Annotated in this window: 23 protein-coding genes and 1 tRNA gene; 16 read left to right on the top strand and 8 right to left on the bottom strand. The window is 53.2% G+C overall.

Features of this window, described 5'->3' with window-relative positions; all coding sequences use genetic code 11:
* The first annotated feature begins 9 nt into the window (after positions 1-9).
* From ACXJJX_RS01240 to ACXJJX_RS01180, 13 genes are all read left to right on the top strand, one after another.
* Entirely contained in the window at positions 10-1,584 is a 1,575-nt protein-coding gene (locus tag ACXJJX_RS01240; protein ID WP_456431118.1) for a penicillin-binding transpeptidase domain-containing protein, read from the top strand.
* On the top strand, positions 1,554-3,065 hold the full coding sequence (locus ACXJJX_RS01235) for a UDP-N-acetylmuramoyl-L-alanyl-D-glutamate--2,6-diaminopimelate ligase (RefSeq protein WP_456431088.1): 1,512 nt from the start codon (positions 1,554-1,556) through the stop codon (positions 3,063-3,065). The genes ACXJJX_RS01240 and ACXJJX_RS01235 overlap by 31 nt, the downstream gene beginning before the upstream one ends.
* On the top strand, positions 3,065-4,465 hold the full coding sequence (locus tag ACXJJX_RS01230) for a UDP-N-acetylmuramoyl-tripeptide--D-alanyl-D-alanine ligase (RefSeq protein ID WP_456431086.1): 1,401 nt from the start codon (positions 3,065-3,067) through the stop codon (positions 4,463-4,465). The genes ACXJJX_RS01235 and ACXJJX_RS01230 overlap by 1 nt, the downstream gene beginning before the upstream one ends.
* Positions 4,465-5,538 (top strand): phospho-N-acetylmuramoyl-pentapeptide-transferase, encoded by a 1,074-nt coding sequence (gene mraY / locus ACXJJX_RS01225; RefSeq protein WP_456431084.1) that lies wholly within the window; start codon positions 4,465-4,467, stop codon positions 5,536-5,538. The genes ACXJJX_RS01230 and mraY overlap by 1 nt, the downstream gene beginning before the upstream one ends.
* A 5-nt stretch (positions 5,539-5,543) precedes the next feature.
* Entirely contained in the window at positions 5,544-6,941 is a 1,398-nt protein-coding gene (murD, locus tag ACXJJX_RS01220; protein WP_456431082.1) for a UDP-N-acetylmuramoyl-L-alanine--D-glutamate ligase, read from the top strand.
* Positions 6,941-8,047 (top strand): undecaprenyldiphospho-muramoylpentapeptide beta-N-acetylglucosaminyltransferase, encoded by a 1,107-nt coding sequence (gene murG / locus ACXJJX_RS01215; protein ID WP_456431080.1) that lies wholly within the window; start codon positions 6,941-6,943, stop codon positions 8,045-8,047. The genes murD and murG overlap by 1 nt, the downstream gene beginning before the upstream one ends.
* A gap of 17 nt (positions 8,048-8,064) precedes the next feature.
* Positions 8,065-9,408, top strand: coding sequence for a UDP-N-acetylmuramate--L-alanine ligase (murC, locus tag ACXJJX_RS01210; RefSeq protein WP_456431116.1), 1,344 nt, complete (start codon positions 8,065-8,067; stop codon positions 9,406-9,408).
* A complete protein-coding gene (gene murB, locus ACXJJX_RS01205) occupies positions 9,393-10,313 on the top strand; it encodes a UDP-N-acetylmuramate dehydrogenase (protein ID WP_456431078.1) in 921 nt (306 codons plus the stop codon). Before murC ends, murB begins: the two co-directional genes overlap by 16 nt.
* The gene (locus ACXJJX_RS01200) at positions 10,300-11,091 is read left to right on the top strand and encodes a cell division protein FtsQ/DivIB (RefSeq protein WP_456431076.1); all 792 of its coding nucleotides are present in this window, start codon (positions 10,300-10,302) and stop codon (positions 11,089-11,091) included. Before murB ends, ACXJJX_RS01200 begins: the two co-directional genes overlap by 14 nt.
* A 6-nt stretch (positions 11,092-11,097) precedes the next feature.
* Positions 11,098-12,315 (top strand): cell division protein FtsA, encoded by a 1,218-nt coding sequence (gene ftsA / locus ACXJJX_RS01195; RefSeq protein ID WP_456431074.1) that lies wholly within the window; start codon positions 11,098-11,100, stop codon positions 12,313-12,315.
* A 22-nt stretch (positions 12,316-12,337) separates the two neighbouring features.
* Complete coding sequence (ftsZ, locus tag ACXJJX_RS01190) at positions 12,338-13,501, top strand: cell division protein FtsZ (protein WP_456431072.1); 1,164 nt, start codon at positions 12,338-12,340, stop codon at positions 13,499-13,501.
* 97 nt (positions 13,502-13,598) lie between these two features.
* Positions 13,599-13,674 (top strand) — tRNA-Ala (locus ACXJJX_RS01185).
* A gap of 51 nt (positions 13,675-13,725) precedes the next feature.
* Positions 13,726-13,920 (top strand): hypothetical protein, encoded by a 195-nt coding sequence (locus ACXJJX_RS01180; protein WP_456431070.1) that lies wholly within the window; start codon positions 13,726-13,728, stop codon positions 13,918-13,920.
* On the opposite strand, the gene ACXJJX_RS01175 is transcribed toward ACXJJX_RS01180, so the two are convergent.
* The 5 genes from ACXJJX_RS01175 to ACXJJX_RS01155 form a co-directional block, all read right to left on the bottom strand.
* Positions 13,910-14,266, bottom strand: coding sequence for a hypothetical protein (locus tag ACXJJX_RS01175; protein ID WP_456431068.1), 357 nt, complete (start codon positions 14,264-14,266; stop codon positions 13,910-13,912). The two genes, ACXJJX_RS01180 and ACXJJX_RS01175, sit on opposite strands and share 11 nt — an antisense overlap.
* 5 nt (positions 14,267-14,271) lie before the next feature.
* Positions 14,272-16,164, bottom strand: coding sequence for a SurA N-terminal domain-containing protein (locus ACXJJX_RS01170; protein ID WP_456431066.1), 1,893 nt, complete (start codon positions 16,162-16,164; stop codon positions 14,272-14,274).
* Positions 16,165-16,214: 50 nt separating this feature from the next.
* The gene (locus tag ACXJJX_RS01165) at positions 16,215-17,243 is read right to left on the bottom strand and encodes a thiamine biosynthesis protein (protein ID WP_456431064.1); all 1,029 of its coding nucleotides are present in this window, start codon (positions 17,241-17,243) and stop codon (positions 16,215-16,217) included.
* The gene (recN, locus tag ACXJJX_RS01160; RefSeq protein ID WP_456431062.1) at positions 17,236-18,882 is read right to left on the bottom strand and encodes a DNA repair protein RecN; all 1,647 of its coding nucleotides are present in this window, start codon (positions 18,880-18,882) and stop codon (positions 17,236-17,238) included. The genes ACXJJX_RS01165 and recN overlap by 8 nt, the downstream gene beginning before the upstream one ends.
* Before the next feature lie 87 nt (positions 18,883-18,969).
* A complete protein-coding gene (locus tag ACXJJX_RS01155; RefSeq protein WP_456431060.1) occupies positions 18,970-19,836 on the bottom strand; it encodes a hypothetical protein in 867 nt (288 codons plus the stop codon).
* A 256-nt stretch (positions 19,837-20,092) separates the two neighbouring features.
* Here ACXJJX_RS01155 and ACXJJX_RS01150 point away from each other — a divergent pair, with 256 nt between their 5' ends.
* From ACXJJX_RS01150 to ACXJJX_RS01140, 3 genes are all read left to right on the top strand, one after another.
* On the top strand, positions 20,093-21,307 hold the full coding sequence (locus tag ACXJJX_RS01150) for an ammonium transporter (RefSeq protein ID WP_456431058.1): 1,215 nt from the start codon (positions 20,093-20,095) through the stop codon (positions 21,305-21,307).
* Positions 21,308-21,460: 153 nt separating this feature from the next.
* Positions 21,461-21,694, top strand: coding sequence for a hypothetical protein (locus tag ACXJJX_RS01145; RefSeq protein ID WP_456431056.1), 234 nt, complete (start codon positions 21,461-21,463; stop codon positions 21,692-21,694).
* Positions 21,691-22,710 carry a hypothetical protein gene (locus ACXJJX_RS01140; protein ID WP_456431054.1) on the top strand — a complete coding sequence of 340 codons (1,020 nt, stop codon included), beginning with the start codon at positions 21,691-21,693 and terminating at the stop codon, positions 22,708-22,710. Before ACXJJX_RS01145 ends, ACXJJX_RS01140 begins: the two co-directional genes overlap by 4 nt.
* Here ACXJJX_RS01140 and ACXJJX_RS01135 read toward each other — a convergent pair.
* The 3 genes from ACXJJX_RS01135 to ACXJJX_RS01125 are packed head-to-tail and all read right to left on the bottom strand — an operon-like array spanning position 22,692 to position 25,432.
* On the bottom strand, positions 22,692-23,336 hold the full coding sequence (locus ACXJJX_RS01135) for a 16S rRNA (guanine(527)-N(7))-methyltransferase RsmG (RefSeq protein WP_456431052.1): 645 nt from the start codon (positions 23,334-23,336) through the stop codon (positions 22,692-22,694). The two genes, ACXJJX_RS01140 and ACXJJX_RS01135, sit on opposite strands and share 19 nt — an antisense overlap.
* Positions 23,337-23,338: 2 nt before the next feature.
* On the bottom strand, positions 23,339-25,015 hold the full coding sequence (gene pyrG, locus ACXJJX_RS01130; RefSeq protein WP_456431050.1) for a CTP synthase: 1,677 nt from the start codon (positions 25,013-25,015) through the stop codon (positions 23,339-23,341).
* Positions 25,016-25,018: 3 nt separating this feature from the next.
* Positions 25,019-25,432, bottom strand: a complete 414-nt coding sequence (locus ACXJJX_RS01125) for a hypothetical protein (RefSeq protein WP_456431048.1) — start codon at positions 25,430-25,432, stop codon at positions 25,019-25,021.
* Positions 25,433-25,462: the final 30 nt, after the last annotated feature.

The raw sequence follows: 25,462 nt of genomic DNA, 5'->3' as shown, positions 1-25,462 counted from the left end.
CCTAAGGTGATGACCATCAGACAAGGGCCTCGGAGGAGGAAGAAGAAAAGGGTTGTGGCCGTGGCTGTCATGCTGGCCCTTCTTGTGGCCGGGGCCTTTGGGCTCTTTTTCCCTCAGGTCTCTCCTGGCCGGGGAGGTGAGGAAGGAGGCAAGGTGGAGGTCTGTCCGCCCCGGGGGATCATTGTCGATCGAAACAGCCGGGTGCTTGCCGAAACACGACCGGTCTATTCCCTATATGCCCGGCCGGTCAAATTAGAAGAGCCGGAGAAGACGGCCTACATTTTGGCCAAACTTCTGCCCCAGACACCAGAGGAACTTCTCGTTCGTTTCCGGACGGAGAAGAGCCTTATCTGGTTGGCCCAAGATCTTGATCCCGCCAAGGTGGCTCAGATCCGGGCTCTGTCCCTGGAGGGCCTTACCCTGTGTGAGAGTTTCCAGCGCCTTTATCCCCTGGATTCCTTGGGAGCCCATATCCTGGGCTTTGTTGACGAAAGGGGGCAGGGGCTTCTGGGAGTAGAGGGCTTTTATAATGATTATCTCCTCCTTGCAGAAGGAAACCCTGGCAGAAGGCGTCTGGTTTTAAACGTCGAGACCTATCTTCAGTATCGCTTGGAAAAGGAGCTTGCTTACCTCAAGAAAAAGACCGGAGCCCTTCAGGCTGCCGGTGTCATTCTTGAGGCCGGAACAGGGGCCATTGTGGCCATGGCTAGCCTACCGGCCTTTGATCCTAACCGTTTCTGGCAGGCCCAGGAAGGAGAGCTCAGAAACCTGGTCATTGCTGGGAACTTTCCTCTGAGGCCGGTCATGGCTCCCTTTTTTAAGGCCTTTTTGGTCAGTGGAGCCAAGGACCCTTTGGGGTTTGCTTGGCGGCTTGGTTTTGGCAAAGAGACCGGGGTTGATCTCGTTGGTGAGAGTCCTGGAGGGCTCCCTCCATCCCTGCCAGGGGCTGATTATCTGGCTGAGATAAGAACGACTCCTCTTCAGTTGGCTAGGGCCTATGCCGCCCTGGTCAATGGAGGGCTTCTGTGTCGGCCCTATGTGGCCAAAGAGATCCTCGATGGTAACCAAACCCTGATGGAAAACAGTCCTCAGTGTCGGCAAGTCCTCTCTGGGGAAAGCCTTTTAGAGATAGAGCCTCAACCGGTAGCCTCTGGCTACTCCTTTGGCCCCAGGCAACACATCTATGTTGCGGCCTCGGCCTTTCCAGTCGGGAAACCGCGCTTGGTGGAGGTGCTCTTTTTCTCGGAGATCAAAAAAGAAAGAGAGCCTTTTTTAACTCGGGCGCTTCCTCGGGCTATGAAAGCCCTTTATGCCGCCTATCTCAAGCCACCTAAGGCCTTTGGGCTGGTCCAAAAGACCAAAAAAAGACCTTCCCGGGCCGAGTCCTTGGCCCAAAAGCCTGGCTCCCCCAGGCTTCCCAACCTTGTAGGCCTGACCCTACGGGAGGCGGTCGAAAGGCTTCAGCCTTTAGGTATTCCTTATCGTCTTCGGGGAACTGGCGTTGTGGTGGGGCAGAAGCCCAAACCAGGAACCAAAATCGAAAAGATAAAAGAATGCGAGATCATTCTCGGCCAACAAGGCTAAAGAAACTCCAAGATCTAGGGCTAGAAGTGCCAGGGGCAAGGGTCTTGGGGCCGGAGGTGATGATTACAGCCATCACCGATGATTCCCGAAAGGTGGCTCCAGGCAGCCTTTTTGTGGCCATTGTTGGCCATCGGGCCGACGGCCATGCCTTTATCTCCCAGGCCAAGGCCCGGGGGGCAGTGGCCTTTGCCGTAGAGAGGCCGGAGGAGGTCCCAACGGATTCTGCGGCCCTGGTGGTCCCTAATACTAGGGAGGCGGCTGGTTTTCTGGCTGCAGCCTTCTATGATCATCCTGGCCATGATCTCCTCTCGGTGGCAGTTACCGGGACCAACGGAAAGACCACCGTAACCCATCTTTTGGAGAAAGTTCTGGATGATGCGGGGCTAAACCCTGGACTCATTGGGACCATAGAGTATCGCGGTGGAGGAGAGAGGGTGACTGCTGTCGAGACAACCCCAGGGCCCATAAGGCTCCAGGAGATCCTGGCCACCTTTAGACAAAGAGGGGTTAGATCTGTGGTCTTAGAGGCCTCCTCTCATGGTCTGGTTCAGGGGAGATTAAATGGTCTTCGGGTGCGGGCGGCCATTTTTACCAACCTCAGTCGGGACCATTTGGACTACCACCCGAACTTGGAGGCTTATTATCAGGCTAAGAAACGTCTTTTTACCGACTATCTTGATGGGCCGGCCATTATCAACCTCGATAATCCCTACGGACAACGTTTGGCCAGGGAGCTTGGAGGAGAAGTTATCACCTTTGGTCTAAAAAGGGGCAAGATCCGGGGGCGTCTTCTCCAGGTCGACCTCTCAGGGATCCGTCTGGAGATAAAAGGCCCTTTTGGAGTGCTGAACTTCAAAAGCCCTCTGGTTGGGGCCTTTCAGGCGGAAAATCTCCTAGCTGCCTTCAGCTGTGCTTACTCCTTAGGGCTTGAACCAGAGCAGATCATCCTGGCCCTCTCTGAGGCCTCAGGAGCCCCGGGGAGATTGGAGACCATGGAGAGCCCTTTGGGTTTTACGGCGGTAGTCGACTATGCCCACAGCCCCGAGGCCCTGGAAAGGGCCCTGAAGACCCTCAGAGAGATGACCGTGGGGCGTCTTATTCTGGTTTTTGGTTGCGGCGGGGATCGGGACAAGGGTAAGCGACCATTGATGGCAGAGGTGGCCTCTCGACTGGCAGACTTGATCATCATTACTTCCGATAATCCTCGAAGTGAAGATCCTGAAAAGATCATTGCTGAAATCAAAAAGGGCCTTCATCCAGACACGGCCCATAGGATCTGTGTCTCTCGTAAAGAGGCCATCTATATGGCCGTAAACGAGGCCTCCTCCGGGGATTGTCTTCTCATAGCCGGTAAAGGACATGAGACTTACCAGGAGATCTCTGGCCGACGGTATCCTTTTGACGATCGTAAGGTTCTGGAGGCGGCTTTGGCTTTTAGGGCCCTTGGGGAAAAAGTCATGGAAGAGGTGGCAGCAGGCTGATGACAGGCACAGACGTCAAATTGAGGGCTCGAGATGTCGTTGAAGCCACCCAGGGTAGTCTCCTCTCTGGAGACATGGGCGTGGTTTTTTCCTCGGTAGGGACGGATTCCAGAAAAGTGATCCCCGGAGAGCTCTTCGTTGCTCTTAAAGGGCCCCGCTTTGACGGTCATGATTTTGTGGCTGCAGCTATTGAGTCTGGGGCTTCGGGGGCCCTGGTTGAACGTTGGCCTGAAGGTCTCAACCTTTTTCACCTTCACAAGGCGGTCACGGTCATCAAAGTCCAGGACACCTTGAAGGCCTTGGGGGATCTGGCCGGCTGGTGGCGGAGGAAGCTAGGGCTTAAGGTTCTGGCCATTACCGGTTCCTGTGGAAAGACAACCACCAAAGACCTTGCGGCAGCCATCTACTCTCAGGTCTGGCCTACCATTAAAACCGAAGGCAACCTCAACAATCTCATTGGTCTTCCTCTCTGCCTTCTGAAGGCCCGGCAGGAGCTTTGGGCTGTTTTAGAGATGGGGGCCAATAGAATCGGAGAGATCGCCCGCCTGTGTGAGATTGCCGCTCCGGATGTGGGTCTGGTAACCAACGTATTCCCGGCCCATCTCGAAGGCTTTGGTGATCTTAAGGGGGTCTATCGGGCCAAAGGGGAACTTTATGAGGCCCTGGTCGGAAAGACGGCGGTGGTGTGTAGAGATGATGAGGTTCTTTATGGAAAGGCTGCCGCCTATGCGGCCCGGATGGTTACCTACAGCCTCTCAGGGGCTGCAGACGTAACTGCAGACTCCATTGAAGAGACCGAAGAAGGCCTGGGCTTTTTTTTAAGGATCGAAGGTCAGAGCCTTCCAGTAAAGCTCCGGCTCTATGGTCGCCATAATGTTTTGAACGCCTTGGCCGCAGCGGCTTGTGGCCTGGCCGCCGGGATTTCCCTTGAGACCATTATCAAGGGGTTAGAAAATATAGAAGGGAGAGCGGGTCGCTTTTATCCTCAGCGGCTGGCCACCGGGGCCATCCTTATTGACGATACCTACAATGCCAATCCGGCCTCGGTGGCCGCAGGCCTTAAGGCGGCCCGAAGATTGGCCAATGGCCGGCCATTGATTGTTGTTCTGGCCGACATGCTTGAGCTTGGTGAAAGGGCCTCCTTTTTCCATCAGTCCTTGGCTGAAGAGGTCTTCCGTCAGGGGGCTGACCTGCTGTTTACCTACGGGGAACTTTCACGGCAGACAAACCAGAGGGCTCAAGAACTGGGCCTGGTCGCCAGACACCTAGAGACCAAAGACGAGCTTGTCTCTTCGGTCCGGGAGGCCCTTAAAGACCGGCCTCAGGCTGTAATCCTGGCCAAAGGTTCACGGGCCATGGGGCTGGATGAATTCTGTAAACGGCTCAAGGAGGGGGATTAATGCTCTATCATCTTCTTTACCCCCTCCACGACTGGTTTGGTCCCTTTAATGTCTTTCGCTATATCACCTTTCGAACTATCTACGCCACTATTACGGCCATCTTTATCACCTTTGCCCTCATGCCCTGGTTTATTGCCAAGGTGAGGGCTTGGCGTATTGGGCAGATCGTGAGGGAGGAGGGGCCTCAATCCCACAGAGTCAAGACCGGGACGCCGACCATGGGAGGTATTGTCATCATTTTGGCTGTGGCCATCTCCACCCTCTTGTGGGCCAATCTGACCAATGTCTATGTCTGGTTGGCCCTTTTTTCCCTTTTTGCTTTTGGGGCCATTGGCCTTTATGATGACTGGCGGAAGGTCTCCGGCAGACGAAACCTGGGTCTTACCGGTCGGGTGAAGCTTTTCTTCCAGGCGCTAGCGGCTCTAGCCATCGGCGGCCATCTCTATTATCACGGTTTTGATACCACCTTGGCAGTTCCTTTCTTTAAAGGGTTTCGGCCGGAGTTGGGAGTTCTCTACCTTATCTTTGTCTTGGTGGTTATTGTGGGGGCCTCAAATGCGGTCAATCTCACCGACGGCCTGGATGGACTGGCCATCGGTCCTTATATCATTTCTGCCGCCACCTATCTGCTTTTTGCTTATCTGGCCGGTCACGCTCAACTGGCCGCTTATCTCCAGATTCCTTACGTGGCTGGGACTGGGGAATTGGCCGTCTTCTGTGGAGCCTTGGTGGGCGCTGGCTTGGGATTTCTGTGGTACAACGCCTACCCGGCCGAGATTTTCATGGGGGACGTGGGGGCCCTTTCCTTGGGGGGGGCCTTAGGGACGGTGGCGGTGTTGGTCAAGCAGGAAATCCTTCTGGCCATTGTCGGTGGGGTCTTTGTGGCCGAGGCCATCTCGGTCATGCTTCAGGTGGCCTCTTTCCGGCTGACCGGACGGCGTATCTTTCGTATGGCCCCTCTGCACCACCATTTTGAGTTAAAAGGCTGGCCTGAACCCAAAGTGATCGTCCGCTTTTGGATAGTTTCAGCCATCTTAGGAATGGCCGCTATCAGCACTCTTAAATTGAGGTGATCCTTATGGAGCTTCAAGGCAAAAAGATCGTAATCGTTGGCCTGGGGCGCTCAGGTATGGCAGCGGCTAAGCTGGCCGTCTCTAAGGGGGCCGAGGTTTTGGTCTCGGAGAGGAGATCCCTGGAGGCCATCGAGACTAAAGAGAAGGAATTTGTAGAGCAGCTGGGAGTTTTCTTGGAGACCGGAGGGCATCGAGAGGAGACCTTTTCTTGGGCTGATATGATTGTGGTCAGTCCGGGGGTTGATCCCAGAGGAAAGGCCTTTGATGAGGCCCGCCGGCGTGGGATTCCGCTGGTCGGTGAGCTCGAATTGGCCACCTCTTTTCTTAAAACTCCCATGGTGGCTATTACCGGGACCAATGGCAAAACAACAGTTACGGCCTTGGTGGGAGATATGCTCAGGCTTTCTGGGAGAAAGGTTTTCATTGGGGGCAACTTTGGCATCCCCCTGTCTGAATATGTCTCCAGCCCTCAAATGGCCGATGTGGTAGTGGTTGAGGTCTCAAGCTTTCAACTAGAGACCATCCATGATTTTCGTCCCCAGGTAGCTGTCCTTCTCAATATTACTCCGGATCACTTGGAAAGGTATTCCTCCTTTGAGGACTACGCCCGGACGAAGTTTCGTCTTTTTGAGAATCAAGGTCCTGAAAATATAGCCATTGTCAATGGGGCGGATCCCGAGATCCTTCGGCACCTATCGGGTATCAGGGCCCAGGTCTTCATTTACGGGCCTTCTCAGGGTTCAGTAGCCTATCTTAAGGAGCCTCTGGCTGTATTGAAGTTACCCGGTGGTGACGAATTTTACGACCTTTCTCTTTTTAGACCTTTAGGGCGTCATAACCGGGAGAATTTCCTGGCCGCCGCTCTGGCGGCTCGGCTTAGTGGAGCCAGCCCCGAGGGAATCTCGGAGACTATTAGATCTTTTGTCGGCTATCCCCATCGCCTGGAGTTCGTCACCCAGGTGGGCGGAGTTTATTTTGTTAATGATTCCAAGGCCACCAATGTTGATGCTACGGTCAAGGCCTTAGAGGGCCTCGAGGGCCCTATCGTCCTTATTGCCGGCGGCAAAGACAAGGGAGGAAGTTACCTGCCCCTGGTGGAACTTGTCCGTCATAAAGTCAAGGCCCTGATCCTCATGGGTGAGGCCCGGGAGAAGATGGCCCAAGACCTGGGGACGATTACTGAAACCTATCAGGTGGAGAGCTTAGAGGAAGCGGTAGAGGTGGCCATGAGCTTGGCTAATCCAGGAGACACCGTTCTTTTGTCGCCGGCCTGTGCCAGTTTTGACCAATTTGAAAGCTATAAAGAGAGGGGGCAGATCTTTCGAAGCCTAGTCTTTGAGTTGGCCCCCCAGATCATCGCTCCCAAAGGGGGGCTGGAAAACCGCGAGGTAATTTACCACTGATGAGGCTAGTTGTCGCTGGAGGAGGTACCGGAGGCCATCTCTTCCCCGGGGTGGCGGTAGCTAAGGCGGCCCAGAAAAAGGGGATAGAGGTCCTCTTTATCTCTTCAGGCCGAGCCCTTGAGCGGGGAATCCTTAAAGAAGCCGGTCTGCCGACGGCCAAGATCTATCCGCGGCCCTTTTTGGGACAGGGCCTCTCTGGTAAGGTGGCCGCCATTTGGGCCTTGACCAGGGAGACCCTAAGGGCCCGGGGGGTGCTTCGTTCTTTTAAGGCCGAGGTTGTTTTAGGGCTGGGGGGCTATACTGCCCTTCCGGTGGTTATGGCGGCCAGGACCCTGGGGTTACCTGTAGCCGTCCATGAACAAAACGCTGTTGCCGGCCTGGCCAATCGCCTAGCTGCTTGTCTGGCCCAGAGGATTTTTGTCTCCTTCCAAGCCTCTGTGAACGAATTTGGGGCCTCTAAAGCGGTCTTTACTGGGAATCCCGTACGTCAAGAGCTTTTGTCTCCTTGTCCTCGGGAGACAGCTTTTCCAAGCCTTCTCGTCCTTGGGGGCAGCCAAGGGGCTAGAAGGCTTAATCAGGTTGTCCCTGAGGCCCTAAAAATTCTCTTTTCAAAGGGCCTAGTATTTTCAGTGATCCATCAAACGGGCCTGAGAGACGAAGAAGAAGTTCGGCAGAATTATAGCCGTTTAGGGATTGAGCGGGTCATGATCTTTAACTTTATCGCCGATATGGCCTGGGCCTACTCCCAGGTCGATCTTGTGGTCTCTCGGGCCGGGGCCACCACTGTGGCCGAGCTTTCCTGTCTCGGGAAGCCAGCCGTGTTAATCCCCTATCCCTATGCTGGAGGTCACCAGAGAGAGAACGCCAGGGCCTTGATAGAGGCCGGGGGGGCTTTAATGCTGGAAGAAGACAATCTAACTCCCTCAGACCTGGCTCAAGTCCTGGAGGGACTCCTGACGGACAAACATAGGCTTGACTCCATGGCCCAAAAGGCTAGAGAACTCCGACTTTGGGGTGACCCTGAGGACATTGTCAGAGAACTTTTCAATCTCCTGGCAGATTTTGGGGAGGCAAGGTGTACAAGAAACAGCATATCCACTTTATAGGAATCGGCGGTATCGGCATGAGCGGGATTGCCGCCTTACTCCTTAAGCTTGGCTATAAGGTCTCGGGTTCTGATCTCAGGGCTACCGAGATTACTAGACGGCTTGAAGCCTTGGGGGGAACCATCTTTTATGGACACCGAACCGAAAATATCATCGGGGCCCAGGTGATCGTCGTCTCTTCAGCCATTAGGCCGGATAACCCTGAACTTAAGGCCGCCCTAGAGGCCAAGGTGCCGGTTATCCCCCGGGCGGAGATGCTTGCCGAGCTCATGCGTCTTCATCGTTACGGGGTGGCCGTGGCCGGGGCCCACGGCAAAACGACCACCAGCTCCCTGGTGGCGGCCGTTCTTGCAGCCGGTGGTCTTGATCCCACCAGTGTCATTGGAGGCAAGGTCAACGGCCTGGGGACCAATGCCCGGCTTGGTCAGAGGGATTTTATCGTCGCCGAGGCTGATGAGAGCGACGGCTCCTTTCTGCTCCTTACCCCCAGTATTGTGGTAGTTACCAATATCGATGCCGAACACCTGGATCACTATGAAGGCCTTGAAGAGATCAAGGAGGCCTTTGTGGCCTTCATAAACAAGGTTCCCTTCTACGGAGTAGCTATTGTCTGTCTTGATGATCCTTACCTTTCGGCCCTAAGGCCTAGGCTTAAAAAGAGACTTCTGACCTATGGGCTTTCAGCCCAAGCCGATGTCCGGGCCACTGATATTGTCCCCCTAGGGGGACGGATGAGCTTTGGAGTCCGTTTTCACGGCCAACTTCTCGGTCGGATCACCCTCCCCTTGGCTGGGATCCATAACGTTTTAAATGCCTTGGCCGCCGTGGCTGTAGGCCTTGAGCTGGAGATACCCTTTGAGCAGATCCGGGAAGGCATTGAACAGTTCTCCGGCGTGGCCAGAAGGCTGGAAATCAAAGGCGAAATCAAGGGAACAGTCTTTATCGATGACTATGCCCATCATCCCACAGAGATCAGAGCCAGCCTTGCGGCCATCCGGGAGATGTTCCCCAAAAGGCCTCTTCTAGCCATCTTTCAACCCCATCGTTACAGCCGCACCCAGGCCCTCTGGGATCAGTTTTCCACCTGTTTCTTCGAGACCGATCGTCTGGTGGTTACCGATATCTATCCTGCCAGCGAACTCCCGGTCCCGGGGGTTACCGGAGAAGCCCTGGCCCGGGCCATTGCAGATCACGGTCATGGTTCGGTGACCTATATCCCCAAAGAGAAGCTGGTGGGGCAAGTTATCTCCCGAATAAGACCGGCCGAGGTGGTGGTTACCCTCGGAGCCGGGGATATCGGCCGTCTTCTCCTGGAAATCCTTCAACGCCTTACCGAGGGGGAACTGTGTCAGGCAGGCTAAAGACCTTCATGAAAGAATGTCAGCGCCGGGGGGTCAAGGTGGCCCAGGATGTCCCGGGGAGCCAATTGACCTCTTTCCGCCTTGGGGGGGCGCTCAAGGTCTTGATTTCCCCTGAGACCTTGGAAGAAGTCCTTTTTGTTTGGAATCTCCTCCATGAGGAAGGACTTCCCTTTTTCCTCCTTGGGGCGGGGACTAACCTTCTTCTGAGAGACGGCGGCTTTGCCGGTATTGGTCTTAGCCTCAAGGAGCTCCGGGGCCTTGAAATCAGGGATGAAGGCGACAGTTTGGTCCTTAAGGCCATGGCCGGTGAGCCCCTAAGAAGCCTGGTCTCTTTAGGGCTAAGATACGGACTTTCAGGGATTGAATATCTGGCCGGGATTCCAGGGACCGTCGGCGGGGCTATTTTTATGAACGCCGGAGTCAGTGGAGGTAGTGTTTCAGGATGGCTTGAAGAGGTGATTCTGGCTTTTCCCGGTCATGTTTTACGGATGTTTGATTGTCGGCAGCTATCCTTTTCTTACCGAAGAAGTCTTTTGCCTGATGGGGCTTTAATTCTGGGAGGGGTCTTCAGATTCCCCAAAGGGGGGAGAAAGACTGTAACCTTTGCGGTAAGGGAGGTCTGTCGGCGGCGGGTCCGCACCCAACCCCTCAGGTATCCCAGCGCAGGCTGCATCTTTAAAAATCCTCCGGGGGAGGCGGCTGGCCGGCTGATTGATCTCTGCGGTCTTAAGGGAAGGAGGCTCGGAGGGGCAATGATTTCTCCCAAACATGCTAACTTTATCGTCAATTGTTCCTCGGCCCGGGCCAGCGATGTCTTAGGGCTTATGGATCTGGCCCGTGAGGCTGTCTTTAGGGAATTTTCCTTAGAGCTTGAGACGGAGGTGAGGATCCTTGGCCAAGGTTAGGAGACCCAAATCAAGGGTGACTGCTCGAAGGCACCTCACCCTTCCTTGGCGTCCCTTCTTGGGAGCCGGCTTGGCCATCGGTGGCCTTGGGGTGTCGTTTCTCCTTTTCTGGTACTTCCTGGCCCACTGGAGTCTTTTTCGGCTCAATCGGATAGAAATCCGGGGGCTCAACCGTCTCAGCCAGGAAGAGGTCCTTCAGGTGGCCGACATTGGCGTAAATGACAATCTCTTTGCCCTGGATGTAAAGAAGATCGGCCAGAGTCTTGAGGCCCATCCTTGGATAAGTCGGGCTACCGTCAAGCGGCGTCTCCCAGACACCTTGGTGATCAAGCTCTGGGAGGAGACCCCTATAGCCCTTACGGCCATAGATGGACGGCTTTATCTCACTGATGCCCAGGGAAGGCTTTTTAAGGTTTTGGAGCCCAAAGAACCAGCCAGTTATCCCATTATAACTGGTATCAGGTCAGAGATGGTCAGCGATGGCCAGCTGGCCTCCTCTTTACGTCCGGTCCTGAAACTTCTTTCCGATCTGCGCCGGGCGACCAGTCTCCTACCGGTAGATAAAGTCTCTGAGATCCTTGTCCGCAAAGACGAGCTGATCCTCATTACCAAAGAAAAGGTCTATGTGACCTTTTCTCTCCACGACCTTGAGCGTCAGTATCGTCGGTTGGAAAAGATTCTGGCCCATTTATACAACAAAGGTTGGTATCAAGATGTGGTGGCCATAAGGCTTGATTATCCCAATGGTCAGGCTGCCGTCCAGTTTAAGGGGAGTTGAGAACTTATGCCCACTGAGAAAGAGATTATCGTCGGGCTTGATGTCGGGACCACCAAGATCTGTTGTGTGGTGGCCGAGGTTGATGACCAGGAGGTCAATATCATCGGTCTGGGGACCCATCCATCGGTAGGACTCCGGAAAGGGGTGGTGGTTAATATCGAAAGCACGGTCAATTCCATCCGTCGGGCGGTGGAGGAGGCCGAGCTTATGGCCGGCTATGAGATCAGCCAAGTCTATGTGGGTATTGCCGGCAGCCACGTCAAAGGCTTTAACTCCGACGGAGTCATTGCGGTCAAAAGTGGTGAGGTAACCGAGGAAGATGTCGCTCGGGTCATAGATGCGGCTCGGGCAGTAGCCATCCCTCTTGACCGGGAAGTTATCCATATCCTGCCCCAGGAATACATTGTCGATGATCAAAGCGGCATTCTGGATCCAGTAGGGATGAGCGGAGTGAGGCTTGAGGCCAAGGTCCATATTGTCACTGCGGCGGTTACTGCTGCCCAGAATCTTATCAAGTGTGCCAACCGGGCAGGCCTTGACGTTATCGATATTGTCCTTCAGCCTCTGGCCTCAGCGGAGGCTGTCCTTACAGAAGAGGAAAAAGATCTGGGGGTGGCCTTGATAGATTTTGGTGGGGGAACCACGGATCTGGCCATATTTTCAGGGGGGACGATTAAACACACCGCGGTTTTGGGCATTGGTGGCCACAATGTGACCAACGATATCGCTGTGGGGCTCCGGTGCCCCATGAGTGAGGCCGAAAAGATCAAGATACGCCATGGTCATTGTCTGGCGTCCCTGGTGCCCCCGGAGGAAACCATTGAGGTTCCCAGTGTTGGAGATCGACGCCCCCGCAAACTCTCACGGCAGATTCTGGCCGAGATAATCGAACCCCGGGTGGAAGAACTTCTTACCCTGATGGATGCCGAATTAGGCAAAAGTGGTCTCAAAGCGCTCATCTCCTCTGGAGTAGTCATTACCGGGGGATCGGCCCTCATTCCTGGGCTTCCGGAGATGGCCGATCAGATCTTTGAGCTTCCGACTAGGATTGGATATCCGAAAGGCTTCAAAGGCCTTGCTGACGTGGTTGAGAATCCCAAGTTTGCCACCGCTGTGGGCTTGGTGCTCTATGGAGTCCAAAACCAGCCAGAAAGAAAATTTCGCATTCGTGATGGCAACATCTTTAATCGGGTTATGCAGCGCATGAAGCGCTGGTTTGGCTAATGAGGAGCAAAAGGAGGAGGCCATGGTCTTTGAACTTATCGAATCCGAACATGCCGCCAAGATTAAGGTTATTGGTGTGGGCGGTGCTGGTGGAAACGCCGTCAACAACATGATTGTCCACAAGCTTCAGGGAGTGGAATTTGTGGCGGCCAATACGGATTATGGGGTTCTGGATCAGTGTCGGGCCCCAATCAAGATCCAGCTTGGTAAGGAACTGACTAAGGGGCTTGGGGCCGGCGGGGATCCGGAAATAGGTCGTCAGGCGGCTCTCGAAGCTGCCGATGAGATCAAGGAGGCTCTTAGCGGGGCAGACATGGTCTTTATTACCGCCGGAATGGGCGGAGGGACTGGTACAGGAGCGGCCCCGGTAGTGGCTGAAATCAGTCGGGACCTCGGAGCCCTTACCGTGGCGGTGGTTACTAAACCCTTTAAATTCGAAGGCAAGGTCAGGGCCAGAATTGCCGACTCAGGAATAGCCTCTCTACGCAAGGTCGTTGATACTATCATTACTATTCCCAATGACCGGCTCATCAGTCTGGCCTCTCCCAAGGCCAAGGTAGTTGATATGTTCTGCAAGGCAGACGAGGTCCTTTACTATGCTGTAAGGGGTATTTCGGATCTAATAATGGTTCCCGGTTATATTAACCTTGATTTTGCTGACGTCCGCACGGTCATGAGCGAGATGGGACTTGCTCTTATGGGTACCGGGGTGGCCAAGGGCGAGGATAGGGCCTCTGAGGCCGTCCGTCTGGCGATCTCTAGCCCCCTTCTTGAAGACATCTCTATCAAAGGGGCCCGAGGGATCCTGGTCAACATAACTGCCTCTTCGGAGACCCTGACTATGGAGGAGGCCAACGAGATCTCTACCCTTATTCATGATGAGGCCCATGAAGATGCCAAAATCTTCTGGGGGATTGTCTTTGATGACAGCCTAGAAGACGAACTTCGGGTGACAGTGATCGCCACTGGTATTGGTGATGTTTCCCAGGTCGAGGAAAGGCAGGGGCCGGTTATCCGGCCGGTTTCCACGGACAGCTCCGAAGACGAAGAGCTTCCCATAATCAGGAAGTTGTCTAAGGTTAAAAAGGACAAAAGCGTCAGGGAACGAAAAAAGGAGATTGTCTCCCGTCCCCTTGATGAAGAAGAGCTGGAAATTCCCACTTTCTTGCGCCGTAAGGCCGATTAAACGGCCACCCAGGGGGTGCCCCTCCGCCCCCTGGGGATATTCTCCAGGAGACATTGACAGCCCCTAGAAGGGTTGTTATTTATGATCACGTCCCTGTGGGGCCGTAGCTCAGTTGGGAGAGCGCGTGAATGGCATTCACGAGGTCAGGGGTTCAAGTCCCCTCGGCTCCACCAAAAAGAAAGCAAAGGCCTCTTTTAAGAGGCCTTTTTCGTTAGGAGCCTCAGATGTCACGACCAGAGCCGGTTCAGAAGTTCTCTTCCCGCTCGGAAAGTCGCCTTTCTCCAGAGGATGAGGTTATCCTCAAGCTGGTCAAGGAGATCATTATCAAGTTTATCGAGATGGGGCGTGTCTCTCCGGCCTCCTTTGAAGATGTTTTTAAAGACGTCTATCGGGTGATCAAAGAGACGGTTAAAAGCTAGGCAGGGATACCTCTCGGTAGTAAGTCCACCTTCCATACCAGACCACCATATCATCAGTGAATTCAAATCGTAGGTCGAAGTAGCAGACTCCTGAAAATTTTTCTTTAAGGGCCCTCTGGCGGGCCTTGGAGATCACTTCCTGGTAGGTCTTAAGGATATATTGATGGATATCGACCTTCTGTCGTCGAAGATAGGTATAACCGGCATAGCCAGAGGCGAAATCAAGAGGCCCAAGGAGATACCTGCCTGGTGGAAGAGCCGGAGGCCCGGGGACTACTGGAAGCCCCTCTTCGCTGGCTAATGCCGGTTTGAAGCAAAGAAGGATACCTAAGAAAATAAGGACCAAAGATCCTAGAGCCTTCGATAAACTTTTATCTCTGCCTTTTCGCGTAAATTTTTGAGCCACAGGTCAAAGATATCCTTTCTTTTTTGGGTCTTAAGCTTGGCCAAAAAGGCCTTTTTATCCTGATCATAGTGGCTAAAATCAGCTGGCCGGGCCTCCAGACACTGAAGAACATAAAGTGACTGGCCGTCGTTTAAGACCTCTTCCGGAAAGGGGGACTGGGGAGAAAGCCCTTTGATGCGAGCCACTATGGTCGTCGGCAAGGCTCCTCCGGCGGTTTCATCTTTTCGGGGAAAAAAATCTGTCTTTTCGATCTTTAATCCTTCCTTTCTGGCTACAGACTCTAGATCACCGGTCTTCCTGGCCTCATCAAGAAGACGTTGGGCCTTTTCTTGACAGATCTCGGCCGCTTTTTCCTGGCGGAGGTCTTCAGCCACCTTATCTTTAACCTTTTCAAAAGGGGGGATATGAGGGTTTTCTACTTTGGTCACTTTGAGGATTACCGGACCTGACGGGGTGGTAATGATAGAGCTCAACTCCCCTTCGTCAAGGGAAAAGGCAGCCCTCAAGAACTCAGGGGCCGAAGGCGGCCCCGCTGGAGGATTATCCCTAGAGAAAAGAGGTGTTTCTTTAAGTTTGAGCCCTTTGGCCTTGGCCCAGGCTTCAAGCCCTCCGGCCATGATGATCTCATCGTAGGCCTTACTGGCCGCCTCTCCGGCCAGCTTTCGGAATCTTTGTTGGCTAAGACGCCCCTTGATCTCCTCCTTGACCTCTGCCAAAGGCCTGACATGTTCAGGCCTTATCTCTTCAAGCTTGATGATATGGTAGCCAAAGGGGGTCCTCACCGGGCCCTTGATCTCCCCGGCTTTCATGGAGAAGACTGCCTCCTCAAAAGGGGCAACCAGCTGCCCTCTGGAGAAGAAACCAAGATCTCCACCTTCATCTTTAGTGGTCAGATCCTCAGAATATTCCTTGGCCAACCGGGCGAAATCCTCTCCGGCCTTGACCCGAGCAAGGATTTCCTGGGCCTTCTTTTTGACTATCTCCTCTTTCTCGACAGTGGCTGTAGCCGGAAGCTTTAGAAGGATATGTCTGGCCCGACGCTCTTCCGGGACAGTAAACTTATCTTTATGGCTCTGATAATAGGCCTTGATATCTTCTTCGGTGGGCTGGGCCTTTTTTTGAAAGGCTTCATATGGGAAGAGGACGTAACGGACCTTGATCCGTTTGGGAGTTCGATATTTTTCCTTATGAGCCTCATAGTAGGTAATAAGATCGGCCTCGGTGAGATTCACCGAAGGAAGACAGTCCTTAAGGTCAAGCTTTATATAAGCGAAACGTCGGCCTTCGTTTTCAAAGGCATACCACTGCCTAGCCTCAAGCTCGGTGACTTCTACCGGGCCAGTTACCGCCAAGCGGACCTTATCCTCCAGGATTGATTGCCTTACCGAATCCTCAAAGTCTTCAGGCCGAAGCCCCAGCTCCCGAAGCACAAGACGGTATCGTTCCGGGCTAAAGCGGCCTCTTTCTGCAAAGGCTGGCATCTGCTGGATAACCCTGGCCACCTCGACGTCGGTGACGATGATCTTCATCTTGGAGGCCTCTTGGGCAATGAGATGGCGACGGATGACCTCCTCCAGGGCCTGCCCCTTGAGATTAAGCTGTTCGAGGAATCCTTCTGGTATCTGACCTTGGAACATCCGCTCCACCCCGCGGAGGAGCTGATTGTAGACCTGCTGGTATTCCTTGAAGGTGACGACCTCACCGTTTACCTTGGCCAGAAGGTCTGCCCGTTGGCTTCGAAAAGTTCCCACTCCCCAGAAGACAAAGACCACGACAATGGCCCCAAATATCATCTTTACCAGGAGAGAACGGGCATTTTTGCGGATAAAATCAAGCATGGCGACCTCCTGCGGAACTTTGGGCCAAATAACATTGGCTGATCATGGCGTCAAGAAGAGGCCTGAGGGATCCTGAGTTTTTCGATACTTTCAGGGTTAATCTTAAGTGGAGAGATGACTTCTGGGAGGTCCTTTCCCTCGGCCACAACCTGGACCTCCTTCCCTCGGGCCTTGGGAGCATAGCGGACAAGGATGCCCGCAGCAAGGGGAAGATCTTCAGCTCGAGCTTGACGGATCAGCCCCAGAGGGCCAGGCGCACCTTGAAGACGAAGGATGAGATCGCCTGCCCTGGTCAGGGATCTAAGGCGTTCGTTTTCAGCCTTGTTCCTCCCGACTACCAGCCAGGAGCCCTCGGGGAGGAGAAAATGCCGGCCTACGAGGGCCAGAAGACAATCATCTACAGACATTGGCCTCTTGGAGAAGAGCTCTCTTAGCCGGGTTGCCAGAATAGGGTCTGTAAGTAGACAACCGCCAGCAGGACTGGCGTAGTCTTTTATTCCCAAACGTTCGGCCAGTTCCATCTGACCTTTTCGGCTACGACCGGCAAGGGCTAAGAGTTGCCCTCGATCAACCAGGCCCTCCTTCTCCATGGGGGTCTCAGGAAGGCGTCTGGCCGAAAGAGGTCTTAGAAGGCGACCTTCGGCTCCCGAGGCCTTCTCTATCAGGCGAAGTATAGGGCCTCTCTGGGACATAGGGCGTTGTCCCAGGACTTCCCCTGTGGCTACAAAGCTAGCTCCATATCGAGGCAAAAGAGAGAGAGCCTTTTTAAGGAAGAAGATCTTGCAATCTATGCATGGATTGAAGTTTCGGCCATAGCCATAACGGGGATCCTTTAGGATCTCTAAATACTCCTCAGAGACGTCAATAATCTCTAGATCAAGGCCATACTTCTTCTTGACCTCATCCTGATAGGCCTCTTTTCGGGACAGAAGACTATATCCAGAAAAGGGGGTGACAAAACGCAAGGCCAAGACCTTGATCCCCTGTTGCTCAAGGAGCTTGCAAGAAAGGAGGCTATCAAGCCCTCCGGAAAAAAGAACCAGGGCTTTGGGGGAGAGAGTCTTTTTGTTTTTAGACATGGCTGGATTCGGTGATAAGTTTTCTGGCAAACTCAACGGCTTCTGTCCCCTCCGGGCGACCGAGCATACGGGCAATTTCGGTCAAGCGGTCCTCGTCTTTAAGCCTCCGAATTATAGTCGAAGTCCCCTGTTTTGTCCGCTCCTTGCTGACCAAAAAGTGCTGATCGGCAAAGGCCGCAATTTGAGGAAGATGGGTAACGGCTAAGACCTGGTGGATACGGGCCAGTCGTTTTAATCTCTGACCCACTACTCGAGCCACTGTCCCTCCAATTCCGGTATCGACCTCGTCAAAGAGGAGAACAGCCGGAGTTGATCTTTCGGCCAGGGCTACCTTTAAGGCTAGAAAGATGCGGGAAAGTTCTCCCCCAGAGGCCACCTGGGCCAGAGGCCTTAAAGGGAGATCGGGATTGGCCTGGATGAGGAAAGAGGCCCGATCAAGGCCCTTGGCTCCTAAGGGAGCCTCTTCAAGCCGGACGACAAATCGGGCCTCAGTCATACCTAGATCGGCCAACTCCTTGGTGATAATCCTAGAGAGTTTTTGGCTCGCCGTCTGCCGGGCCGCATGAAGCCGATTGGCTTCTTCCTGAAGACGTCCCTCAAGGATCTTGAGACGACCTTGGATTTGGGTTCGGTTTTCTTCGAGGTTTTCAAGGCTGGCTAGTCTTTCTCTGGCCTTAGTCAGGGTCTCAAAGACGTCTTCCAAAGTGGGACCGTATTTGCGTTTAAGAGTCTCTATTTGGGCCAACCGTTCCTCGATGGCTTCAAGATCGTGGGCATCTTCCGGAAGGCCCTCCAGATAGTTACGGACCTCTAAGGCTATGTCCTCAAGCTGGTAGTATAGTCCTTCAATGGTATCGATCAGAGAAGAAGTAGCCTCATCAAGACGGCAGAGCTCCCGCATACACTGACGCAGACGCCCTGCCTGACTGATTAGAGATCCCTCACCAGCATAAAGGATATCATAACTTAATTGAGACAAGTCCCTCAGACGCCCTAAAGCCTTAAGGCGCCTTCTTTTCTCTAGAAGCTCTTCGTCCTCTTTGGGCCTAAGGGCAGCCTCTTCGATTTCTTTTATCTGAAAACGGAGAAAATCAAGCTCCCTTTGACGTTCTTGACCTTCAAGCTCTTTCAGCTCTCTGAGCACCTTGTGCCAGGCAGCGAAAAGATCTCGATAGGCCTTAAGCTCTTTTCCCAGGCCAGCGTAGGCATCTAGAAGGGCCAACTGATCTTCTGGGGAAAGGAGACGTTGGAACTCATGCTGGCCAGATATCGCCACCAGAGGACCGACTATCTCGGCCAAACGACTCACGGTTACCGGGGTATCGTTTATATAAGCCCGGCTGCGTCCCTGACCAATGACCCGACGGACCAAAAGCTCTTCTTCGACCGGAAGGTCTGCTGCTTTAAGGCGAGCGACTGTTTCCCTGTCGACCTCAAAAATAGCCTCCACCCTGGCCTCTTTGGCCCCGGGGGAGATGAGCTCCCCTGGAGCCCGGCCTCCAAGGAGGAGTTTTAGGGCCTGAACAAGGATGGATTTTCCTGCCCCGGTCTCGCCGGTGAAGACCACCAGTCCCGGGGTAAGGCTCAGATTGGCCTGCCTGATAATGAGAAAATCCCGAAGATGAAGCTCTTTAAGCACGGTATTTTATTACCGTGCTAACCATAGAGTTGGCAAGGAAGTCTCCATTAAAGGTCGGGGCCCCTGTGGGCCCGACCTTTAAGTCCTTCAGGAGAGCTCCTTTCCCAGGGCCTTTATTCTCTTCAAAAGAGACTCCCAATGGTTCTCCAAGGGCTTGGGATCTGAGAAGTTCGTTTCCTTCTGGGAGATGTAGGAGAGCTCCATGTCCCGACTGACTATAAGCCTCTTGATTCCCTCGGGACCCTGTTGGACAACCACCTGGGTATCATCAGCGAGATCAAAGGCCGTATAGAGGATCTGATCTACCGGGCCGGCCTCTAAAGAGGTGGAAAGACCGCTTAGACGATCATAGATTCCAATGATATTTTCCCTGGCCCAAGAGATGAAATACCGCCCCGTATCAAGGGCTCTTTGGCCAGGCAGGGGGCGGAGCTTCCCCTCAAGGGCAAAGGTAAGGTCAAGATCTATTTCCAATTCTTCCTGCCGGAAATAAGCTACTTTGGCCAATTTCTGGCTATCAGTAGCCATCTCGGCCACCAGCCCCTTATAAGCCACCTCCCGAGATAGAGAAAGCTCAAAATGGATGCTTCCAAGGCCTTTTTCAGGATCAAGTTCCAAGGAGAATTCAAGCTCAAGGTCAAGGTCCATTTCAAAACTGGTCTGGGAAAGGACCTTAGAGGCTACTTTATCAGAGGCTCCAGAATGAAGACCCATTACTTGGTTAAACTGGCCCTGAGCTATCTCGACCTTCTGCCAAAAGGTCGAAAGGTCAAGGGAGACTAACTTAAATCCCTTCTTGGATGGCCGAGGCTGATAGAGGGGAAGAGTTTTTGGGGGTGGGGGGGGCTTTTTAAAATCTTTAAGGATTTTTTTAAGACTCGGGGCTGATCGCTCAATCTGACCCCAGATCGAAGGGATAAAACCTTCCTTGGGTGTAAAAAGACCAACCTTCATGACGGACCTCCCTGTCCTTTTTTGAATCTGTTTTCGGTCTCAAAAGGGCTTTCCTTAAAATTCCCCTTCATTCCCGACCAAGGGTTGAAAGAACTCCATGCCGGAACGTTTCAGTTTTGTAAGATTGTCAGAGGCATTATTACATTTTTGTAATTTTTGTGGCCTTAAGTGCTGATTTTGGGGTGGGGTCGGGATTGGCATCACCCTTGCCTTTATAAGGCCAGGATCGAGAAAAACGTGACGGAGGTGTTTTTTTATGAATGCTGCAGATACTGCCTTTATGATGATTGCCAGTGCCCTGGTCATGTTAATGACTCCTGGTTTGGCCCTTTTCTATGGAGGGCTTGTCCGGGGTAAAAACGTCTTGGCCACCATAATGCAGAGTTTTGTTTGTCTGGGGCTGATTACCCTTCTTTGGTTTCTTTACGGTTACAGTTTGGCTTTTGGGCCGGATATTGCCGGGATAATCGGGGGGCCAGACTATTTATTCTTTCGGGGGGTAGGGCTTGCTCCAGGTCCCTATTCGGATAGTATTCCTCACATTCTCTTTGCTGCCTTCCAGCTCATGTTTGCCATTATTACTCCGGCCTTAATTACCGGGGCCTTTGCGGAACGGATGAAGTTTTCCTCCTTTTTGGTCTTTACCGCCCTTTGGGCAACAGTGGTCTATTTTCCTCTCTGCCATTGGGTCTGGGGGGGAGGCTGGATTGGAAAACTGGGGGCCCTTGATTTTGCAGGTGGCACGGTTATCCACATAAGTTCCGGGGCCTCGGCCCTGGCGGCGGCCTTGGTGCTTGGACGAAGGCACGGCTATGGTCGGGAGGCCTTCCATCCCCACAATCTTCCCCTTACGGTCCTCGGAGCGGGAATACTTTGGTTCGGCTGGTTCGGGTTTAATGCTGGAAGCGCTCTGGCTGCGGATAAGATCGCTGTTTTGGCCTTTATGACTACGCAGGTCGCCACTGGTGTGGCTGTCCTGGCCTGGATATTCATGGAGTGGATGATCCAGGGCAAACCGACCACCCTGGGAGCCTCCTCAGGAGCCATTGCTGGTCTAGTAGCTATTACCCCGGCGGCGGGTTTTGTCTCCCCGGCCTCAGCGGTCCTTATTGGTCTGGGGGCTGGGGTGATCTGCTATCTGGCCGTCTTGGCCAAGGGGAGGTTCGGCTATGATGACGCCCTTGATGTGGTAGGGATCCACGGAGTAGGGGGACTTTTTGGGGCCTTGGCCACCGGGATCTTTGCCTCTACGGCCTGGAATCCAGGCGGGGCTGATGGGCTCATCTTCGGTGGGATCAAGCAGTTCTTTATCCAGGTCCTCGGTGCCGGGGCAGCCGTGGTCTATGCCTTTGTGGCCAGTGTTATTCTCTTCAAGATTGTTGAGGCCTTTATGGGGCTCAGGGTCTCTAAAGAGGAAGAACTCCAGGGTCTGGACCTCTCTCAGCATAGCGAAACCGGCTACTCCCTTTAGTTTCTTCTGGCCCCCGGCGCTTGACATCCCAAGTGTCGGGGGCTAATTTAGAAACGGTATAAATTTTATTTGGGTTTAAGCTCCTGCTCCTGTGTCCTTCCCTGATCTTAAGCGCCGATTGTGTCGCCAAAAAGAACAATTCCGGGAGTGTAAATGCCCAGCCTTAAGGATGTCTTTGAGGAGATAAATTCCGGCCGTCTTTCGGCTATGGTCTTTACTTGGCGGGGGATGATGATCATTGAGCATGTCGATCCCCGGACTTGGTTTATCTCTGGTCGTCTTCGGCGTACTGGTCAGGCTTTAAGGCTCCCTGGCCGTCCGGGGCTGGAGGTAATCATCCGTCAGGCAGGCTATAGATCTCAAAGAGATAAATCTCTAGAGGAATGAAAAACAGGGTCTACATTGCCCGAAAAAGAGTTGGTTCGAAGACCTACTATTTTATTCGCCAATCTTATCAGGACAATGCCTGCGGTCTGTGGCGGAGTCGGGATCTTTTTGCCCTCGGTCAAGATCCCTCTCGCTTTATTATCTATCCTGGAGGACATGGTTTTTATCTTGATGAGACCATTGAGGAACGCTTGGCTGCTCAAGGAGTCAAGACCGATCAAATAGAGCTCGAGGAATTGTTTTTCCCTTTTCTTAAGCCCGAGATCAAGCGGGTCATCCAGGATTTTGCTAGGTACTCAGCTCCAAGATCTCGGCGTCTGCCTCGAGGGGAGCAGCTGACTCGGCAGAGTAGTTATCATATTTTTGACCGACGACGCTTGGTCTTCCTCAAGTTTGGTCAGGTAAATGTGGATTCCCTTCTTAAAAGGCCTCTGGTCTTCCTTAACGTCTTGGCCGAGAAGAGTCGAGATGAGATCGAACAGATGATTGAAACCGATGAGGCCATTCTCAAACCCAAGGAAATCCTGGCCTATATTTATGCCTCTTTTGGGCTTTCAGACTACTTTGCTCCCCGCCTGACTAGGTTCGTTCCTGAGGCTCAGGGCCAGGAGGATATGGACCGGATCTTCGAGGAGGCTTTCTGTCGTCTGGCCAATGACGAGGCCTACCGTATGGGACTTGGTCGGGAGGAAGTCCTAAGGGACTATCTCTCCCGTTATCGGATCATGTACTATGATCTCGGCTATCGTCTGCGGCGCCAGTGGGTCAGCTTTCAGCGGGCCCAAGAAGAGGCCCGCCGGCGTCATCTGGCCCCAGAGTTCAGACAGGCCTGCCGGAGGATCGGTCTTAGGGAAGAAGAGGCTCTGAGGATGGACAAAGCAGCCCTTCTTAAATACTTCCGAAGATTAGCCAAAAAGCATCATCCGGATCGAGGGGGGCAACACGAGGAGTTTATCGCCATCAAGAAGGCCGTGGAGTTTATTCTTGTCTATAAGGGTTATCGCCGCCTTTCATAAAAAAGGACATAGCGTAAACTTCCATCTGGGAGTCGGTAAGCGATAAGCCTTTCTGGTGGCGGAAAGGTTTCTCTTTCCACCTCAGCCCTCAGGAGATAGATCAGCCTGCCATGTTCCTGAACATAGGGGTGGGCCAGCCGTAAAAAACGCTCCACAGAACCAAATCCTCGGGAAATTATCGTGGCAAAGCTAGCCAAAGGTAGACAACAATCTTTGCCCAGGTGGCAGGTTTCGGCCTGACAATTTGCGAGCCCCAGTAGTTTAATGATCTCTTTCATAAAAGAGACCCTTTCAGAGACAGCCTCTACCAAAGTAAAATGGATTTTAGGGCGATAGATGGCTCCTAGGAGTCCGGGGATCCCGGCTCCTGAGCCGAGGTCAAGAACTGGACCCTTGGAGATGGTGGCACTTAGGACAATGGCGTCCAGGATCTGGATGAGCCTTTGGGAACGTCTCTTGGCGGCGGTAAGATTGAGCCTTGGGGCGGCTTTTTCAAAGGCAAGTAACCATTGCCAGATAAGCCTAAAGCCTCCTTGGGAAAGTGGCTTTAGACCATAACGATCTGTCCACCGGAAGAGCCGTTTTCGTGCCTCATCCTGATCAATATCCTTGACGTACAGAGACACCTCTAAGCGGCCTTCTCCCTGCCAAGATCTTTTTGATAGTTTAAGGCAGCCCTGATGAAGGCTTTAAAGAGTGGGTGAGGTTCCATGGGACTTGACTTGAACTCCGGATGAAACTGGCATCCTAAAAACCAAGGGTGATCGGCTACCTCGATGATCTCTACCAGCTTGCCATCTGGCGAAGTGCCAGCAATCCTCAGACCGGCCTTTTCTAGAGTTTCCCGAAACTGATTGTTGAACTCGTACCGATGGCGGTGTCTTTCGTATATTTCTGGACACTGATAAGCCTCATGGGCGAAGGTGCTCTCGACGAGCTGGCAGGGATAGGCCCCCAAGCGCATGGTGCCTCCTTTATTTACAGCTTCGTCCCGGAAGACGATTTGTTGCGTCCGGTAGTCAAACCATTCCTTCATCAAGTAGATGACCGGGTAGGGTGTCGTAGGATCGAATTCCGTGGAGTTGGCTCCATGGAGGCCGGCTACATTGCGGGCAAACTCTATAACTGCCAGCTGCATTCCCAGACAAATGCCAAAGAAGGGAATTTGGTGCTCGCGGGCCCAGTTGATGGCCGCGATCTTGCCCTCTATCCCTCGGGAGCCAAAGCCGCCAGGGACGAGAACTCCGTGACAGTCGGCCAATTTTTGGGCTACATTTTCTGGGGTTAACTCTTCAGAGTCAACATAGGTTATCTCTACAGAGGCGCTATTGGCTACTCCACCGTGGACAATGGCCTCATGGAGGCTCTTGTAAGAATCCTTGAGATGGACATATTTGCCAACTACTCCAATGCGGACCTTGTCTTTAGGATGACGCAGACGATAGACGAGATCTTCCCAGTCTTTTAGGATCGGGGTCCGGGTCCAGATATTGAGGAGCTCAAGAACTTTTTCGTCCAGGCCTTCTTTGTGGAAGACGAGAGGGATCTCGTAGATGCAGTCTACGTCTTTGGCCGTAATGACCGCATCTTCATCAACATTACAAAAAAGGGCAATCTTGGCCTTAATCTCTGGGGAGAGAAACTGTTCAGTGCGGCACAGGAGGATATCTGGCTGGATACCAATGGCCCGCAGTTCCTTGACACTGTGTTGGGTGGGTTTGGTCTTCACCTCGCCGGCGGCCCGAATATAAGGGACATAGGTCAGATGGATATAGAGGGTGTTGTCTCGCCCCAGGTCGGCCCGAAGCTGACGGATGGCCTCAAGGAAGGGAAGGCCTTCGATGTCTCCGACAGTACCTCCGATTTCGATAATGGCTACGTCGGCCTCTCCGGAAAGCTGGCGGATGGCAGCTTTGATTTCGTCGGTGACATGGGGGATAATCTGGACCGTGCCTCCGAGATAGTCTCCTCGGCGTTCTTTGGTGATTACTGAATAATAAATGCGACCAGAGGTGTAGTTGTTGCGCTTGCCCATCTTGGCCGAGGTAAAACGTTCGTAGTGACCCAGATCAAGATCGGTCTCGGCTCCGTCGTCGGTGACGAAGACCTCTCCGTGCTGAAAGGGGTTCATCGTTCCCGGATCAACGTTGATGTAAGGATCCAGCTTCTGGAAGGTGACCCGCAGGCCTCGGCTCTCCAGCAAAGCTCCAATGGCCGCTGCCGCTAGGCCTTTACCAAGGGAGGAAAGCACTCCTCCAGTAATGAAGATGAACTTTGTCTGACTGAATTTTTTCCTTCTAGGCATGATTCACTCCTTAGACTTCTCTAGGGCCAAAACTGCCGGGGCCATTCGGGCCTCGGCCAAGATTAGCCCTTCCTGGTTGGTGAGGCGTATCTTTTTTATCTCTCGAGCCTTGAATGACTCCGGCAGGGTGAGAATAAAAGCTGTTCCTTCCATCTTTCCCAGGATTAAAAAAAGCCCTGGTTTGGTAGAGACAAGGACCTTTGGTTCTCCAGAGAGGGCCTCTTTGAGATGGATTCTGAGGGCCAGGGATTCGTCTGGACGTCTTATCAACTGACAGCGTCCCAAGATCTTCCCTCGGGGGCTGATAAGCTCACCCTCAGCCTCCACATCAGCTTTCATCTTTTGGCTCCGATAATTTATGGCAATGAGGGCCAGGATGAATACCAAAAGATAGATGGTGTATTGGCGGCGAAACATTGATCACCTGTTTTTATTTTCCATAACTCA

The sequence above is a fragment of the Thermosulfuriphilus sp. genome (genome assembly GCF_054026695.1).
This window is presented reverse-complemented; position numbering and strand designations above follow the sequence as displayed.